Consider the following 14681-nt stretch of genomic DNA (forward strand, 5'->3'; position numbering starts at 1 on the left):
ATTAATTAAGGTTCACCGTTGCCCCTTTGACATTCATGTTCCCTGAAGCTTTCAAATCCATCCCTGCCGATGCCTCTATTTTTGTAGATGCGTTTGATTTTGCTTCGATATCGTTAGCCTCGATAGTTACCTTCCCGTTCGGTGCGGATATCGAGATATCCTTGCTGGAAATAATAGAGATCTTCTCATTTTTTGCGTCGATAACGATCTTATTTTTTTCCGATTTGTCGATTATCTCGATTTTTTCCGCCCCGTCCGTGTCATCCAGTTTTATCAGATGACCGCTTCTTGATTTGATGATCCTCATATTGTTCTTTCCATCGCTGTTCGTCTGCGGCGGCTTGTCCTTGCCGTTCCATAACGAACCGATAACATAAGGCATGTTGATGTCCCCGAACTCAAAAGCCACAAGCACCTCGTCATCGACCTCAGGAAGGAAGTATATCCCGCGCTCTTTACCTGCCATGAGTGATACGACCCTTGCCCAGTTGGATTCATCGGTATCGCTCAGCCAGGGGAATTTCACCTTGACCCTGCCGAGGTCGTCCGGGTCTTTATTATTCGTCACTATGCCTATCACGACCCCGGTTATATGTTCCTTAGGGGATGTATCTTCTATCAGATCTATTAAACTCATACGCCGACCCTTCTTACTTTAAATGATGTATCATACCCGTGCGAGCCGATGGTATGTGTTGTTGAAGTCACATAGTACGTACCGCTGAACTTTCCCAGCCCCTTGATATCTATATTCTTGCCAGCTCGCAGCCCGGGTATTCCCTGGCATTTCCCTTCGCCTGTTACGAACCCGACCAGTTGTGCATTGTACCTCGCGATTGCAAGCTTCTCCGCATCTGAAACGTCCACGAGATACTCACCTATAACAGCGGACACGGCGGACGAGGAACTGCCGAATGCGGACTTTGCCATCGCTGTTCCCGTCTCATCAGCAGACATTTTCGATACCTCGTTCCCTTCCTTTGCTTTTGCGGATATTGCTTCCTTTTTCATGAAATCCCATCCCTGCACCACGACTTCGTTAGCATCATATCGAGTGCTTAACTTGCAGGAGAACTCATCGATATCAACCCTGTATTCAAGGGTAAGGGAGACAGCATCGTTTTCCCGCGCTTTCCTGAAGAGTAATTTTTTATCATCGACCATTACTTCGTACCTTATCCTTTTAGCCCTCTCCAGAAGGAATTCAAAATCGTTCAGGTTGTTCTGGTAGATGCTCGGATAGACCGTTCCCGTATCTTCCGCATCCGCGCTCAAGCCCCAGTCACCTGCCAGGGTAGAGGCGATGTCGCTGTCTTTTGCGCCTGCGAAAGTCCTTTTCTTTCTCCCGAAGCGCAGCCTGTGCAGCCTGTCAAAGCCCCGCACCTCGATTATTGACTGCTCCTTCCCGAAGGACGGCTCAAGGGAAGTGACCTCACCGGTTATCATCGGTTCGACCTTGTCCATACCCATGTACAGCTTGACCTCGCTTCCGAGCTTGAAGTCGGCAAGGTCAAGGTACCTCCACGAGCCCTTTTCCAGGTTGGCTGTGGAGAGCCTAATAATGAACATGGATGCGGTATTGATCTCTTCCTCAAACGCCACGCCCTGGACAGTTGACCTGATCTCTCCGGAAATTTCTTTGCCGTCCACTTCAACCTTGAAATTAGGAACTCTTAAGGGTCTATCATCTGCCAATCAGGACCCTCCTAACCGGGTATTATTAGTATCCTGCCAATATCCTGCGGTCCCGGGAAATTGAACGGGTCAGCGATATCGTTCGCCTCGGCGATCTCGCGCCACAGGAGCGGATTTTTCAGCTCTTCGGATGCGATAAAGTCAAGCCGCTCACCTTCTTTAACGACCCTGACCTTCCTGCATGCTTCGGCGCCCTTGAGTTTAAGCATCTCCTGTGCAGTGACCGCCGGTCTCATTGTCAGTGTCGCCGTTGCCCTGACAGGTATGCCGTCTGACAGGAACATGGTGAATTTCTGGTCAACTTTTTCCACGTAGCCTTTAAAGTTGAATTTCCCCCAGGTGAAAAGGCACATGGGAGGGTTTTTTGAATTTTCTCCAGACTCGGATGGGAATGTCAGCTCGACCAGGCTTTTAGTCCCTTTGATCATTTTTCCGGTTCCGGAGTCCGTGTGGTCCTCCCTGACATCTGTCTGGCTCTCATAAGTATCAAAAAGGAGGGTCACGGTGAACTTATCGAAATTCGAACCTTTAAACTCCGGTGGTGAGCCTTCCTTTTCAACCCAGCTCACATTTACAGCCGTAGCGTAGTCTGATGGATTGAACAGTACCTCGATCCTTTTATCTTTTATCTCATTGCCCTTTTTATCCAGGACACATATCATTGCCTTTGCCATTTATACAAGCCCCCGTTTTTCTTTTTCGATCAAAAGCCTTCTTTCGATCAGTTTATAGACCGTATCGGCGATGGTATTTATATCACCAGGCTTCCTTTCCAGCGAGATGCTTTTATTAACATTCCTTTCCCGGACATCTTCATTAGTTGTTTTCATGACAATGGTATCTATCGTATCCTCAATCCGCACCGGTTTTTCCTTTTTCCCCGAATTGCCGGCAAAATGGAGAGCGGGGTTCGCCTCCGGGACAATATTATCAGGGAACAAGGTACGTTCCCTGCCGGATAATCGTTCATTCATTTTTTGCACGTTCAATGTCAACCCTGTAAAGATATTTCTCTTGAGTACTGTTTTTACAAATCTTTCCTCTCGTATTAATCCGGTATCCGCCCTTTCTGAGGGTACATGTCCGTAAGTTAATGTTTTCACCCTTGTTAGAATTAATTCAGAGGACCGGCTCTCTTTATTTGGATCATGAATACCGGACGGGAGAGTAGTTTTATTATATTCCAGGCCATCTCTGGCACTGGTTATTTGTGAATGACCATTGCTTGCGGGATTCATGGGATCTAAAACTGTTTTTGCAGGGCTGGTTATCGGGACTAAGACCGGGAATAAAATATTTTTTCCATTCTTTTCATATTTCTGCGGGATATTTCCATCGTGATTTCTTACACTCTGCTGCAATACTGGACTTACATTTTGCTGCAATACCGGAATATTATCTGCTTCAACGTTTTTGCTTTTATTCATCAAAAGCTCTTTCGTAGCAGTTGCAGGAGAACCTGACCCGGTGTTTACAATGTTAAAAATATTTTGTAAATGGCTGCCTGTCATATGCCTGGCAGGAAGTACTGTTAGTTTTACGGTTGATTTTACGGTTGGTTTTACAGTCAGCTTATCTGACCCTGTTACTGTATAAAACACTGGAAGCAACCCCTTTCTTTCTACGGCAGGGTATGAAGTTGCTGAGCCGCCAAAAATCTGGAAAAATTTTTGGGACGCTGATGACCGCTGACCGACCAGACCTCCAGCCATTCCGGATTGGATTATATTCCTGTAAAAACTTACGTTATATTGTTTCCGATGCCTGTTTTCATGCGTCTTTATCGATTTCCTGATTACTCCGGTATAAAAATGGAATTGGAATTCGAAGTAATTGTTAATTCTCCATTCGGAACCGGTGTTTTTCTCAAGGGAACTATTTCTGTCAGTTTCTCTTAAGCCGAACAACCGAAGGAATACAAGTGCAGGCAGCCTGCCTGATTTTCTGAAAAAGCTATATTTTTTTATGATTTTCTCAGAAAAATTCCTGTATCTGTTCATAGTTTACCACAATGCTGAAATTACATCAGACCGTGATGCGCAAGCACCAGTGTTTCGGTGGCTATCGCATTACTTCCGGCATTGAAAACAGGTCCGTCCCACTTTACAGGGAACGCTTCAAGAAAATCCCACTCCATAACCCTGTCTCCCTCACTGTCGATGAGATAAATACTGCCGCTTTTCCGTTCTATTTTCCCGTTTATCACATCCCTGTACCAGTCGTACAGTTTCCAGTCCGTGATCCCGCGCTTCAATGTGATGTCGGTATATTTTGTCCCTTTAGGGAGCTTGTGCTCAAAACTGTTGTTGCCTCCTTCCTTTACAGTATCATACTCAGTCTGGATGCTCAGGCCGGAGACTTCTGTAAATCCGCCTTCTATAATGCCCTCTATTTCCACAAGAAAGTTAAAGGCACCGTAAGGGTCAGACCTTTTCCCGACTTCAGGCATATCTCCTCCTATACATCAAAAAGATTTTTTTGCTCTTGCGGATTCAGTCTTTTATTGATCTTACTTACCTCTTCACACCACTGCTGCCTCTCACGGTGTTCAAGGTTCATAATAGTTTCATGGTCCCAGTGCAGGTAGTATGCTAAAAAGGCTACCTCCTCGTACAGCCGGTCGAGGGGGTAGCCGGCTATTCCCCCTGCGGTTGTACCTCTATCTCGAATTTATGCTCACACTTCGGACATACGGTCCTGATAGAATTCGAGCCGTTCTGGTTTATCCTTGTGTACATCTCCTGAAGATATGCAAAATCCCCTGCAAAGAGTCCTTCGATGACCTTCGGGGTTATCATCTTCAAGTCTCCAAGGCCGGTAACGACCCTGGAAAGAAGGATAACGGTCAGGTACGCCGGATTACTCTGGACTCTCGGGTCTTTCATGGGAAGTATCTCATCCGCTGCCGTAGCCAGCCTCATTTTTCCTTCTTTATGAAGAGTGCCGGTCTCATCCACGTATCCCATGGGCAGGGAAAAATCATACTCGGTCTGTAAAACTCCCATTTAGCCTCCTGTTATTTCGTCCTCTTTATTCCCTCGTGAACTATCTCGATTGATTCCACAAGCACCTCATTTCCCTTGGCATTCAAGCCAGACGGACTATATTTTGTGGGCCATGCTTCTACAATATCCCATCGTGCCTTATCCGCCCCGTCCTCGTCTATCAAAACAATGGATATATTTTTCCGTGCTTTTTTTGCGCCCGATTGTTCGACGGATTTTCTCCACTGATAAAGCTCCATTGAGTCTACCAGTCCTTTTTTCAGGGTTATGTTCCCGTATTTGGTAAGACCTGACAGCTTTTTCTGGGTCGGCAGGTCAGTGCCTTCCCTGTACTCGACCGGGTCTGTGGTTGATTCAGGGATCGTGGCTTCTGCGAAACTTGCTGTAGTAATGCCGTCTATCTCAACTCTGAACCTGAAATTCCTGTAGGGGTCTTCTCTTTTTCCTGTTGGCATATTATTTTCCTCCTGTAATTATTCTATTTGGTCTGCGTTTTCTGTTTGATCTGGATAACTACGAACTCGGCAGGTTTTACAGGCGCGACCCCGACCTCGATGTGCAGGTATCCCGCATCCCGTTCCTCAGGCGGATTGTTCTCTGCATCGACTTTGACATAGAATGCCTCTTCCGGGGTGCTTCCGAATAAAGCCCCGTCCCTCCATACCCGAAGCAGAAACGCGGTAACGTTCCTTATCACTTTTCCCCAGAGCCCGGGATCGTTGGGTTCAAAAACCACCCACTGTGACCCTTCATCGATTGATTCCTCGATATAGAGTAGGAGCCTCCTGACGTTCACATATTTCCACTCGGGATCTGCCGAGAGCGTGCTTGCGCCCCAGATGCAGATACCCGATGTCGGGAAAGAACGGATAACGTTGATACCAAGAGGGTGCAGTACATCATGTTCGCCTCTTGTAACTATCCTCTCAATACCAACGGCGGTACCTAGATAACCCTCGGAAATGCCCGCAGGTGCTTTATGGACGCCTCTTGTTGCGTCTGTGTATGCGTACTTTCCTGCGACCAGCCCTGATGGGGGAATAAGTCTTTTACCTCCTGTTAACGGGTCGCTTACCCAGAGCCAGGGATAATACAGGGCGCCGCAGGATGAGTTGAATGCATTGCCCTTGTAAGTATCTGTTGTCCCGTTCTTGAACTCCTTCACTCCTCCCTTGGTCGAATCTGTTGGTGATATCCCGTACGGGGGGTCTGCAATAAAGAAGCAATCCTTCCTGTCTTTACAATAGTTAAGGCCGGCAAGGATAACTTCCCTGTCCCCGTACTTATCGGGTATAGCCACGATATTTATGTCATCGATCTCATCAAATGCATGAAGCCCTTTTTTGTTGTCACTGGTACCTGTAAAATCAGCATCTTCAATACCGTCCTCTCCGCCGGTTAACGGGTAACTGTCATTTGCAGGTCTTTTATCAGTGGCATCCGCATGCATTTTTATAAAACCAGACACGTTATTTATAGTATCTTCGATGTTTGCAGAGGAAATATTATCGAATACTTCGGACACCTCACCCTCAAACTCTTCTTTAAAAGTCTCCTTCTCTTTGTAATTAATTGTAAGTTTAAAGTGGGTTTCTTTGGGTTTCTCAGACGGATCTCCGATCACTATAGTTACCCTGTCGCCCCATTTTCCCTCTGACCTGGCGGTTACTGTAAGTACATTGGCAGCAGCGCCCCCGCCGCCGGAATCCTTGATGGTCACATGGGAGCTCTTTGCTTTATCGGATGATGCCCTGACCACGTAACAGCTTGTTCCGCCTTCTGCGAGGAACGCATATACCGCGTATGCAAGATACCCGTTCGGAATAAAGCTGCCGAATTCTTTTACATACTGGCTCCAGTTTGTGATCAATTTAGCTTTGCCTATATCTCCTTTCTCGGCAAGACCCACAAACGCTCCTGTGGATGTGCCGACACCGGCTATGGGTTTGACCCCGCCTGATACTTCTTCTACATAAACTCCTGGTGAACTGTACCTAGCCATAATTTACCTCCGGATTACTTAGTTGATTTTTTACTTTTTCCTTTTTTCCTGGTCAATTGTATTTCTTCTACCTGTTCTTCGATAGTTTCAACCACGGAAATATCACCTTTTGCGATAAGGGTTTGCAGATGGGGCGATAATGATTCCTCCCCTGAGAATTCTGCTTTACTTTTTGCCAGAAGGTCGATATTTTTACCGCCTATCAAATTAACTATTAATCTCTGGTTCAATCTGTTTCGAACTACAACCATAGCACCTCCGAATAAAAAATATTTTAATATTATTAATATGAATATTATTAATATTTATATTGGATTTTCCGCATTGCAGAGCAACGCTCATCTGACGGTATCCGTCACAAGTACACGGATGTCCTTTTCCTTCACCTTTGCGACCTTGACCGGCTCCTTCTCGGACGGTATTCTCACGGGCGTCAGGATGTACGAGATAGATATCTTAAAAGCCTTATTCGGGAATCTCTCCCACAGCTGGCTTATCTCTTCAAGCTTGAGGTTGTTGCTGACTATCCTTATCTCATCATTCCCGCTTTCTTTCAGGCTGCCCTCAAGCATCGCATCCCTTATCACGGGATTATCGTGGAATACCTGCATAAGCCTCTCCAGGATTATGAGTTCTATCTCCCTGTTCTGGTGGTACGGGGTAAAAATATAATGCAGGTCGAGAGTAAGGGGCGGATAACGCATGCGGTCGGTATTTACCGGCTCTGACCCGGTATTCCTCAAATAAGTATTCTCAGCGACCTGGTACAGGAAGATGGAGAGCCGCGGGTTCGCCGTAGGTTCGATGTCGGCAGGCGACTCAAAGATGATGGAATTCTCCTGAGAAAGCTCGGTGATCTTCTGCTGAAGGAGTTTCTTTAAGGATAGACCCACATCTCTTAATACTGCCATTATTTCACACCTGTCTCCGTAAGTTCATAATAAGGTTCAAAATCAGCCTTTAAGAAGGGTTTCCCGATCTTCTGGTATTCTCTTTTCGCTGCACGCATGATGTGATGCATTTTTATTTCTTCTGTGTCCGAAGCTGCGTAAAATGCCGCAGTAAGGGCGATATTTTTAATATTCCCTCCTGCAAGTTTCAGTTTTTCGGAGATGAATTTGTAGTCTATGTCCTTTGCCAGCGGGGCTTCTTTCGGGAACAACCCTGTCCATATCAATTTCCTCTGCGGCTCATCGGGGAAGGGGAACTCTACCACGAACTGCATCCTTCTCAGGAAAGCATCATCTATATTTTTGCTCAGGTTCGTGGCAAGTATAACAACACCTTCGTATTCCTCCATCTTCTGCAGGAGATACCCTATCTCTATATTGGCGTACCTGTCGTGTGCGTCTTTTACCTCGGACCTTTTCCCGAAAAGGGCATCCGCCTCATCAAAGAAGAGTATAGCATTGCTGGCCTCAGCTTCTTTAAAGATGTTGCTCAGGTTTTTCTCAGTCTCGCCGATGTATTTGCTGACAACCGAAGACAGGTCGATCTTATAAAGTTCAAGTCCTGCGTCCCTGGCGATTATCTCGGAAGACATGGTCTTTCCTGTGCCGGATGGTCCTGAGAAAAGAACGTTCAGCCCCTTTCCCAGGGATAGTTTCTTATCAAATCCCCAGTCGGTATAGACTATTTCCCTGTATTTGATGTATTCACATATCTCTTTTAACTGGTTTTTTATATCGCTCGGAAGGACGATATCTTCCCAGGTATAATGCGGCTCTACCTTTCTGGCAAAGGCAGAAAGGTTCCTGTTAGACTGCGTCCTGCAGCCGTGGTAGAGGTCATCCATGGATAATCTGCTGCCGGGCTTTTTTGCCAGGGCGGTATTGCATGCTGTGAACACGGCAGCTTTTATCTGACCGCCGCTGAGTTTGAATTTATTTGCAAGGGCAGCGATATCGACATCCTTCGATGCGTTGCCGTTCAAAAATGATTCCCACAGCCGCTTACGGAGTTCAAAGGAGGGTACGGGAAAGGCAACGTTTATGAAGATGTGGTTTTTTAATACTCCCGAAGGCTCACACGGCAGGTCCCCGGACAGGAAAACCCAGCCCGGAAGGTTATCCAGCTCCCGGACCAAATCTACCGCCGCAACTCCCGGCTCCTTTGTCTTCCACAGCGCATCAAACCCTTCAAGATATACGGACGAACCCTGCAGCAGGGCTTCGCGCAGGACTATTTTTAAAATTTCAAATGATTCATTCGGATCATTTTTTATCAAAGCCTTTGAATCCACTATAAGCAGTGGAGTTCCCAGTTCCCTGCAAACGGCCTCGGCAGCCATTTTCTTTCCTGTGCCGTACGCACCATGGAAATAGAACATCAGCGGAGAATCCAAACCGGGATGTCCTTCAGTTAATTCTATTAACGTATTTTTTGTATCATCCGCTAAAATCAGATCGTCAAAGGAGCTTTCCGGCTCTACTATCGCTGAGAAGTTCTGTAACCTCTGGTCTATCCCGTCAGTTCCGAGCAGGAAGCTGATTATCCTTTCATCGACCTTGATGGATTTAGATAAAAGCGGAAGCTGGCTCTCCTGCCCGTCCGCCATAAGATAAAGAAGCCGGTGCCCGACAAGAGGCGCATAAGGCAAAAATTTCTCTCTTGCCTTGTATCTTTCTTCAACTGAGCAGCACAGGAGTCTCATCACCAGGTCTACGGTCGGACGTTTTCTTGTCACATCGTTCTGGAGGTAGGAATACAGTTTTTCATACCTTAATTCCAGCTCCGGGGCAAGACTGATCAAAAGCGCATCGATCTCAAAAGGCTGGAGGTGGAAGAGTTCGGATAGTATTTGAAGCCTGAGCTCTTTCCCCTGCTTTATGCTCTCAATTTTTTTCCTTTCTATTTCCCTGGTTTTTGCTTCGATCTCCCTGATTTCTTTTTCCATTGCGGGGCAGGTATCCATACTTAACTCGTAAGGCGTGTTCTGCAGAAGTGCGTTCACTTCATTCTCGGATATATATAATCCCTGAAAACCATCTGCGCTCCCGCTATGCTCAGCTCTCCATTTTTCAATGTTGAGACGGATTATAAGGTCAATCCTGTACAACTCATCAAGAAGATGTTCAAGGTTATTTTCGTAGATGGTCATATTGGATTATATTGTATTCTCTACAATCTTTTGGAACGCTGCAACCAGTATGTCGCAGTCTGTCAGGTTCCCGCAAGACTTCAGTCTGTCCACTTCGATCAAAAACCTCTCGCTGCCTGCACAATCAAGATGATTTTTCTCCGCGAACCTCATCGCAAGGCTCTTCAGTTCTTTTTTGGACGAATATTTCCTGGGCATCCTGTCATCAATAAAATTGAACACATGCCCGCATTTTTTATGTCCTATGGTCGGCGTCGAAGGATTTGCAGAGGTTCGTATGTAATCCTTAAAACTACAGTGCTTGATAATCTCTCCACATTCGCATATTATCGTTTTAACACCACCTTTTTTAAAAAAGTATATAAAGTCCTCTAATCAGAAGGAGATTCATCGCCCAACTGCTCGCTCCTTTTTAGATGACCAATCATTATAATTAGAATCACATGTATATGAGCGTGTATATATACATTTGTAACAATGGCGGAGGACGCATTTTAGTTTGTGGGCTGCCGGGATTTATAAATTAATAAGAAGAAAATAAACTTGGTGTTGAATGGGCCCGCTGAGATTCGAACTCAGGATCTCCGCTGTGTGAGAGCGACGTCATAGCCGACTAGACCACGAGCCCTTCGATGCGCAATGATAGCGTGTATCCCTAATAAGATTTTGCATTTAAGGTAGAAATGTGTAATCAAATTTAGATTAACAACGAACTCATACGAACTCACAACGAACTCCGATTGTGTGAGTTCGTATGAGTTTGTTACTGATGCCTATTTTGTTGTACCTTTTAATCGTTATCTATAACCGCAGTTATAGCCGACTCTGTGGTTTATATACTAAAACGAACCGCAGATGAACGCAGGTGCGCTAAAGTTCTGCGCCCATCTGCTTTAATATCTGCTTTAATCCTGATGCTTTAATCCTTATCAGGCTGTAGCAGCAGCCATCTGGCTGATATACTCGCTGGCTGACATCTGGGGTCTTGCAAAGAGCTTGTCCGTAGCCTTGAATTTCGCGGATGAGCCGTAGGCGCTGTAGACGTCCCTGAGCCAGCTCAGGTGTTCCTCGTCTTCATTCAGGGCATATTCATGCGCAGACCTTGCGCTGTCGCTCTGTGCGAACTGCACTCCCTGGCGGTGGGCTTTTATTTCCATCAGTTCGCCGATCATCGCATGCTCTAAATGGCTTGTCGTCGGGTCCATCAGCGATTCGAGCATTGTTATGTGTATGTTCTCGACCGCCGTCCCCATATTAAGAAGCCTGCGCACATTGTCAGAAGGTATCATTTTCCTTAACATCTGGTACTATAGATAGCTTCCTCAGTTAACGACTCTACCAAACCTGCTCACGGTTGCAGTGTATATGGTATACTACATGCTTTGATACATTGCGTGCTTTGATACGGCAACATGAATTCTAGACCAGGACAACCTGCCAGAAAGCCAGCTATTATCAAAAGGCTTAAATGCGAATAAACCCTTTAAGCGAATCCCATGTCCGGATAGTGTAGCGGCCTATCATGGAGGCCTGTCGAGCCTTCGACCCGGGTTCAAATCCCGGTCCGGACGTTTTACTTTTTTCGCAACCAATACTCTTATGCTGTCATATAACCGAGATATTATAGGGAGGTTACGCTCTATGCCAGTTCTAAAGAAAAGGAAAACATATGCTGAAAAATGCCCGGTATGCGGCAGGGATCTGCATCCGCTGGGTGAAGAAGAAACCGTCTCCTTCGGCAGTGAGACCGTTTATTTTGATGAAATTCCACCGCAAGCTCCAATTCTTGCAGAGGTAAGCCCTGGTCACTGGGTAGTAGTGGTCGAGAGGAAGCCTGCAAAGACATAACAACGAATTAAAACACAAATATTAATAATCAGGATGTCTTCTTTGAGGTATGGTCAGAGTAATAGGCATAGACCCCGGAACAAAAAGTTTTGATTTTTGCGGTCTTGATGAAGATACGGTTATCCTTGACAGGTCCGTATCCACACAGGATATTGCCAGTGAGCCGGAGCTGATCTCGGATATAATAATAAAAACAGGGGCTGACCTGGTCGCAGGACCATCTGGCTTTGGCATTCCGCTGACACCTATCCGGGATATAGGGGAGCGGGAACTGTTTCTTATGTCGCTCATTAAAAAGGGAGATAAGAAAAGTATGCTGGGCATGCGGCAATCCATAAACCGCATGAAACAGCACAACCTTCCGGTCGTTTTCCTTCCTGCTGTTATCCACCTTCCTACAGTCCCGGATTACCGGAAAATCAATAAAATAGATATTGGCACGGCTGATAAGCTCTGCTGCGCTGCGCTCGGAATATGGGAACAGGCACGGAGGCTCGATAAGAGTTTCGGTGAAACCTCTTTTATATTGCTTGAGATGGGCTTCGGGTACACCGCTGCAATTGCGGTTAAGGACGGGGAAATCGTGGATGGGATCGGAGGAAGTAATGGCAGTATCGGTTTTCTCTCGATGGGGTGTATGGATGCCGAGCTTGCATATCTGCTTGGAGGCTTTAACAAAGAACTCCTGTTCAGAGGGGGTGTGGAGACGCTCGCAGGAACGCCTGAAAAACTGATGGAGAACAGGAACGCCCTGAATGCGTATCTTGAAGGTGCAGTTAAAGATATTATATCGCTTACTGCCTCGGTAATACCGCAGGAAATCCTGGTCTCAGGCAGGATGTCAAGAGTCGGGGGAATATTCGATTATTTAAAAGAACGCCTTACTCTTGCGCCTGTAAGGAGACTTGAAGGACTCAAGGTCAAAAAGGTCAAAGAAGCTGCACAGGGTGCCGCCCTTATTGCCAGCGGCATTGCAGGAGGTAAATATAGCGAGCTTACGGACGTGATGAGAATAAAAGAGGCAAAAGGGACATCGCTGGATTATATATTGCTGCCAGAGATAGAGGCGTTGAAAAAAGAATACGGTGTATAATTCAGCTTATAATTCAGTGCATAGTCGAGCTCTCAGGTTTCTTATACAAATGCCAAAGCTTTTTAAATAATCAAGACATCTTGAGGGTTCGCGCTGGGCTCGTGGCTTAGCTTGGATATAGCGCCGGGCTTCTAACCCGGATGTCGAGGGTTCGAATCCCTCCGGGCCCGCTTAAGAGTAAAATTAACGCAAATCGAGATATCGCGCCTCGGTGGCTTAGGGGTATAGCGCGTCCTTGGTAAGGACGAGGTCGAGGGTTCAAATCCCTCCCGGGGCTTACTTTAAAGTGACACCAATCATCTATGTTGGTTGTGGTAAAAAAGGAGACATAAGGTGTAAAAATGCCGGGCAATCACAACGAGATTGAAAAACGCCTTTGGGATGCCGCAGACGAACTGCGAGCAAATTCAAAGCTGAAATCCTCGGAATACTCGGTCCCGGTTCTAGGGCTCATCTTTCTCCGCTATGCCGACCACAAATTCACCATAGCCCAGAAAGAACTGGCAGGCAAAAGCACAGACAGGCGCCCCGTGGGCAAGACCGATTACCAGGCGCGCGGTGTCCTGTACCTGCCTGAAACCTCAAGATTCTCAAAGCTTCTCAACCTTACTGAAGGTGCTGATATCGGAAAAGCCATCAATGAGGCGATGCGCGCAATCGAGGCTGAGAACGAAGAGCTCAAGGATATCCTTCCCAAGACCTATAACCATCTTGATAACAGCACCCTGGTAGAGTTATTAAAGACTTTCAATTCTGTGCCTATGGACATCGAAGGTGATGCTTTCGGTAAGATTTACGAGTATTTCCTGGGCAAATTCGCCATGAGCGAGGGGCAGAAAGGAGGCGAGTTCTTTACACCTACTTCTGTTGTTAAACTCATCGTGGAGGTAATCGAACCCTACCACGGGCGCATCTTTGACCCTGCCTGCGGCTCAGGCGGCATGTTCGTACAGAGTGCGCGCTTTGTAGGAAACCATAAGAAGAATCCCAACGCCGAAATCAGCGTCTATGGGCAGGAGAAGACCGCTGAGACCGTGCGCCTGTGCAAGATGAACCTCGCTGTGCATGGTCTTTCCGGAGATATTCGCGAGGGCAACAGCTATTACGAAGATATTCACAAAAGCGTCGGCAAGTTCGATTTCGTGATGGCAAATCCACCTTTCAATGTAGATAGGGTGGACAAGGAGCGGATCAAGGACGACCCCCGCTTCCCTTTTGGTATGCCAAAGCCCGATAATGCTAATTATCTCTGGATTCAGATATTTTACAGCGCCCTGAATGACAATGGACGCAGCGGATTCGTGATGGCAAACTCTGCCAGCGATGCCCGTGGAAGTGAGCAGGATATCCGAAAGTCGCTTATTGAAGCAGGCGCGGTGGATGTAATGGTTGCTGTGGGCTCAAACTTCTTCTATACAGTCACGTTACCATGCACCCTCTGGTTCCTTGATCGCGGCAAGGTAAAAACACCGCGCAAAGACAAAGTCCTGTTTCTTGATGCACGGCACATATTTCATCAGGTTGACCGCGCCCATCGCGACTTTATTCCTGACCAGATTGAGTTCCTTGCCAATATCGTAAGGCTCTACCGGGGCGAACAGCCTGAGGTAACGAATGGCAGCGCGCCGATGTTAAAAGAGAAGTTCCCAGAAGATAAGTACGTGGATATACCTGGCTTATGTAAGGTGGCTGCACTTTCTGAGATAGAAGCGCAGGGTTGGAGCTTGAACCCGGGGCGCTATGTGGGAGTGGCTGAGCGCGAGGCTGATGATTTTGATTTCAAGGAGCGCCTTGAGGAACTGAACGAGGAGCTTGAGACGCTCAATACAGAGGCGCAGGAACTGGAAGTGCGTATTGCTGAGAATGTTGAAAGGCTGCTGGAGGCTGAGTGACAAAGGATTCGGATATGTATCATGCTGATATGGGTCCGAATGTGCG

Annotated in this window: 17 protein-coding genes and 4 tRNA genes; 6 read left to right on the top strand and 15 right to left on the bottom strand. The window is 46.7% G+C overall.

All coding sequences use genetic code 11. From position 1 onward, the window contains the following. Position 1: 1 nt before the first annotated feature. From MNV_RS14115 to MNV_RS14185, 15 genes are all read right to left on the bottom strand, one after another. Positions 2–637 carry a phage baseplate assembly protein V gene (locus tag MNV_RS14115; protein ID WP_096206595.1) on the bottom strand — a complete coding sequence of 212 codons (636 nt, stop codon included), beginning with the start codon at positions 635–637 and terminating at the stop codon, positions 2–4. Next, on the bottom strand, positions 634–1695 hold the full coding sequence (locus MNV_RS14120; RefSeq protein ID WP_096206596.1) for a phage late control D family protein: 1062 nt from the start codon (positions 1693–1695) through the stop codon (positions 634–636). Before MNV_RS14120 ends, MNV_RS14115 begins: the two co-directional genes overlap by 4 nt. An 11-nt stretch (positions 1696–1706) precedes the next feature. Continuing rightward, complete coding sequence (locus MNV_RS14125; protein WP_096206597.1) at positions 1707–2369, bottom strand: CIS tube protein; 663 nt, start codon at positions 2367–2369, stop codon at positions 1707–1709. Beyond that, complete coding sequence (locus MNV_RS14130; protein ID WP_096206598.1) at positions 2370–3695, bottom strand: hypothetical protein; 1326 nt, start codon at positions 3693–3695, stop codon at positions 2370–2372. A gap of 20 nt (positions 3696–3715) precedes the next feature. Beyond that, a complete protein-coding gene (locus MNV_RS14135; protein ID WP_096206599.1) occupies positions 3716–4144 on the bottom strand; it encodes a phage tail protein in 429 nt (142 codons plus the stop codon). An 8-nt stretch (positions 4145–4152) separates the two neighbouring features. Continuing rightward, complete coding sequence (locus MNV_RS21045) at positions 4153–4365, bottom strand: DUF6760 family protein (protein WP_306453654.1); 213 nt, start codon at positions 4363–4365, stop codon at positions 4153–4155. Further along, positions 4332–4700 (bottom strand): hypothetical protein, encoded by a 369-nt coding sequence (locus MNV_RS14145; RefSeq protein ID WP_096206601.1) that lies wholly within the window; start codon positions 4698–4700, stop codon positions 4332–4334. The genes MNV_RS21045 and MNV_RS14145 overlap by 34 nt, the downstream gene beginning before the upstream one ends. Before the next feature lie 11 nt (positions 4701–4711). Next, complete coding sequence (locus MNV_RS14150) at positions 4712–5155, bottom strand: phage tail protein (protein WP_096206602.1); 444 nt, start codon at positions 5153–5155, stop codon at positions 4712–4714. 23 nt (positions 5156–5178) lie between these two features. After that, the gene (locus tag MNV_RS14155; RefSeq protein WP_096206603.1) at positions 5179–6702 is read right to left on the bottom strand and encodes a phage tail sheath family protein; all 1524 of its coding nucleotides are present in this window, start codon (positions 6700–6702) and stop codon (positions 5179–5181) included. A gap of 14 nt (positions 6703–6716) precedes the next feature. Then, positions 6717–6953, bottom strand: coding sequence for a hypothetical protein (locus MNV_RS14160; protein ID WP_096206604.1), 237 nt, complete (start codon positions 6951–6953; stop codon positions 6717–6719). A gap of 87 nt (positions 6954–7040) precedes the next feature. Continuing rightward, entirely contained in the window at positions 7041–7613 is a 573-nt protein-coding gene (locus MNV_RS14165; RefSeq protein WP_096206605.1) for a DUF4255 domain-containing protein, read from the bottom strand. Next, complete coding sequence (locus MNV_RS14170; RefSeq protein WP_096206606.1) at positions 7613–9802, bottom strand: AAA family ATPase; 2190 nt, start codon at positions 9800–9802, stop codon at positions 7613–7615. Before MNV_RS14170 ends, MNV_RS14165 begins: the two co-directional genes overlap by 1 nt. A 6-nt stretch (positions 9803–9808) precedes the next feature. Next, positions 9809–10024 carry a hypothetical protein gene (locus tag MNV_RS14175; RefSeq protein ID WP_257000074.1) on the bottom strand — a complete coding sequence of 72 codons (216 nt, stop codon included), beginning with the start codon at positions 10022–10024 and terminating at the stop codon, positions 9809–9811. Between the two features lie 332 nt (positions 10025–10356). Continuing rightward, positions 10357–10430: transfer RNA gene (locus MNV_RS14180), tRNA-Val, on the bottom strand. Positions 10431–10731: 301 nt separating this feature from the next. Further along, positions 10732–11103: a hypothetical protein gene (locus tag MNV_RS14185; RefSeq protein WP_096206608.1), complete on the bottom strand. Its 372-nt coding sequence runs from the start codon at positions 11101–11103 to the stop codon at positions 10732–10734. Between the two features lie 197 nt (positions 11104–11300). Between MNV_RS14185 and MNV_RS14190 the strand changes: the two genes are divergently transcribed. From MNV_RS14190 to MNV_RS14215, 6 genes are all read left to right on the top strand, one after another. Beyond that, positions 11301–11373: transfer RNA gene (locus MNV_RS14190), tRNA-Asp, on the top strand. Between the two features lie 70 nt (positions 11374–11443). Beyond that, positions 11444–11650: a hypothetical protein gene (locus MNV_RS14195; RefSeq protein WP_096206609.1), complete on the top strand. Its 207-nt coding sequence runs from the start codon at positions 11444–11446 to the stop codon at positions 11648–11650. 49 nt (positions 11651–11699) lie between these two features. Continuing rightward, entirely contained in the window at positions 11700–12743 is a 1044-nt protein-coding gene (locus MNV_RS14200) for a DUF1464 family protein (RefSeq protein ID WP_096206610.1), read from the top strand. Positions 12744–12838: 95 nt separating this feature from the next. Next, positions 12839–12913, top strand: a tRNA-Arg gene (locus tag MNV_RS14205). 35 nt (positions 12914–12948) lie between these two features. Beyond that, a tRNA-Thr gene (locus MNV_RS14210) sits at positions 12949–13020 on the top strand. A gap of 64 nt (positions 13021–13084) precedes the next feature. After that, positions 13085–14635 (top strand): type I restriction-modification system subunit M, encoded by a 1551-nt coding sequence (locus tag MNV_RS14215; RefSeq protein WP_096206611.1) that lies wholly within the window; start codon positions 13085–13087, stop codon positions 14633–14635. Positions 14636–14681: the final 46 nt, after the last annotated feature.

The sequence above is a fragment of the Candidatus Methanoperedens nitratireducens genome, from assembly GCF_900196725.1.
Lineage (GTDB): Archaea > Halobacteriota > Methanosarcinia > Methanosarcinales > Methanoperedenaceae > Methanoperedens > Methanoperedens nitroreducens_A.

Excerpts from the sequence above, each read along its gene's own strand:
- MNV_RS14115 (WP_096206595.1), bottom strand. The coding sequence starts at position 637 with ATGAGTTTAATAGATCTGATAGAAGATACATCCCCTAAGGAACATATA.
- MNV_RS14125 (WP_096206597.1), bottom strand. The coding sequence starts at position 2,369 with ATGGCAAAGGCAATGATATGTGTCCTGGATAAAAAGGGCAATGAGATA.
- MNV_RS14130 (WP_096206598.1), bottom strand. The coding sequence starts at position 3,695 with ATGAACAGATACAGGAATTTTTCTGAGAAAATCATAAAAAAATATAGC.
- MNV_RS14135 (WP_096206599.1), bottom strand. The coding sequence starts at position 4,144 with ATGCCTGAAGTCGGGAAAAGGTCTGACCCTTACGGTGCCTTTAACTTT.
- MNV_RS14145 (WP_096206601.1), bottom strand. The coding sequence starts at position 4,700 with ATGGGAGTTTTACAGACCGAGTATGATTTTTCCCTGCCCATGGGATAC.
- MNV_RS14150 (WP_096206602.1), bottom strand. The coding sequence starts at position 5,155 with ATGCCAACAGGAAAAAGAGAAGACCCCTACAGGAATTTCAGGTTCAGA.
- MNV_RS14155 (WP_096206603.1), bottom strand. The coding sequence starts at position 6,702 with ATGGCTAGGTACAGTTCACCAGGAGTTTATGTAGAAGAAGTATCAGGC.
- MNV_RS14160 (WP_096206604.1), bottom strand. The coding sequence starts at position 6,953 with ATGGTTGTAGTTCGAAACAGATTGAACCAGAGATTAATAGTTAATTTG.
- MNV_RS14165 (WP_096206605.1), bottom strand. The coding sequence starts at position 7,613 with ATGGCAGTATTAAGAGATGTGGGTCTATCCTTAAAGAAACTCCTTCAG.
- MNV_RS14170 (WP_096206606.1), bottom strand. The coding sequence starts at position 9,802 with ATGACCATCTACGAAAATAACCTTGAACATCTTCTTGATGAGTTGTAC.
- MNV_RS14185 (WP_096206608.1), bottom strand. The coding sequence starts at position 11,103 with ATGTTAAGGAAAATGATACCTTCTGACAATGTGCGCAGGCTTCTTAAT.
- MNV_RS14195 (WP_096206609.1), top strand. The coding sequence starts at position 11,444 with ATGCCAGTTCTAAAGAAAAGGAAAACATATGCTGAAAAATGCCCGGTA.
- MNV_RS14200 (WP_096206610.1), top strand. The coding sequence starts at position 11,700 with ATGGTCAGAGTAATAGGCATAGACCCCGGAACAAAAAGTTTTGATTTT.
- MNV_RS14215 (WP_096206611.1), top strand. The coding sequence starts at position 13,085 with ATGCCGGGCAATCACAACGAGATTGAAAAACGCCTTTGGGATGCCGCA.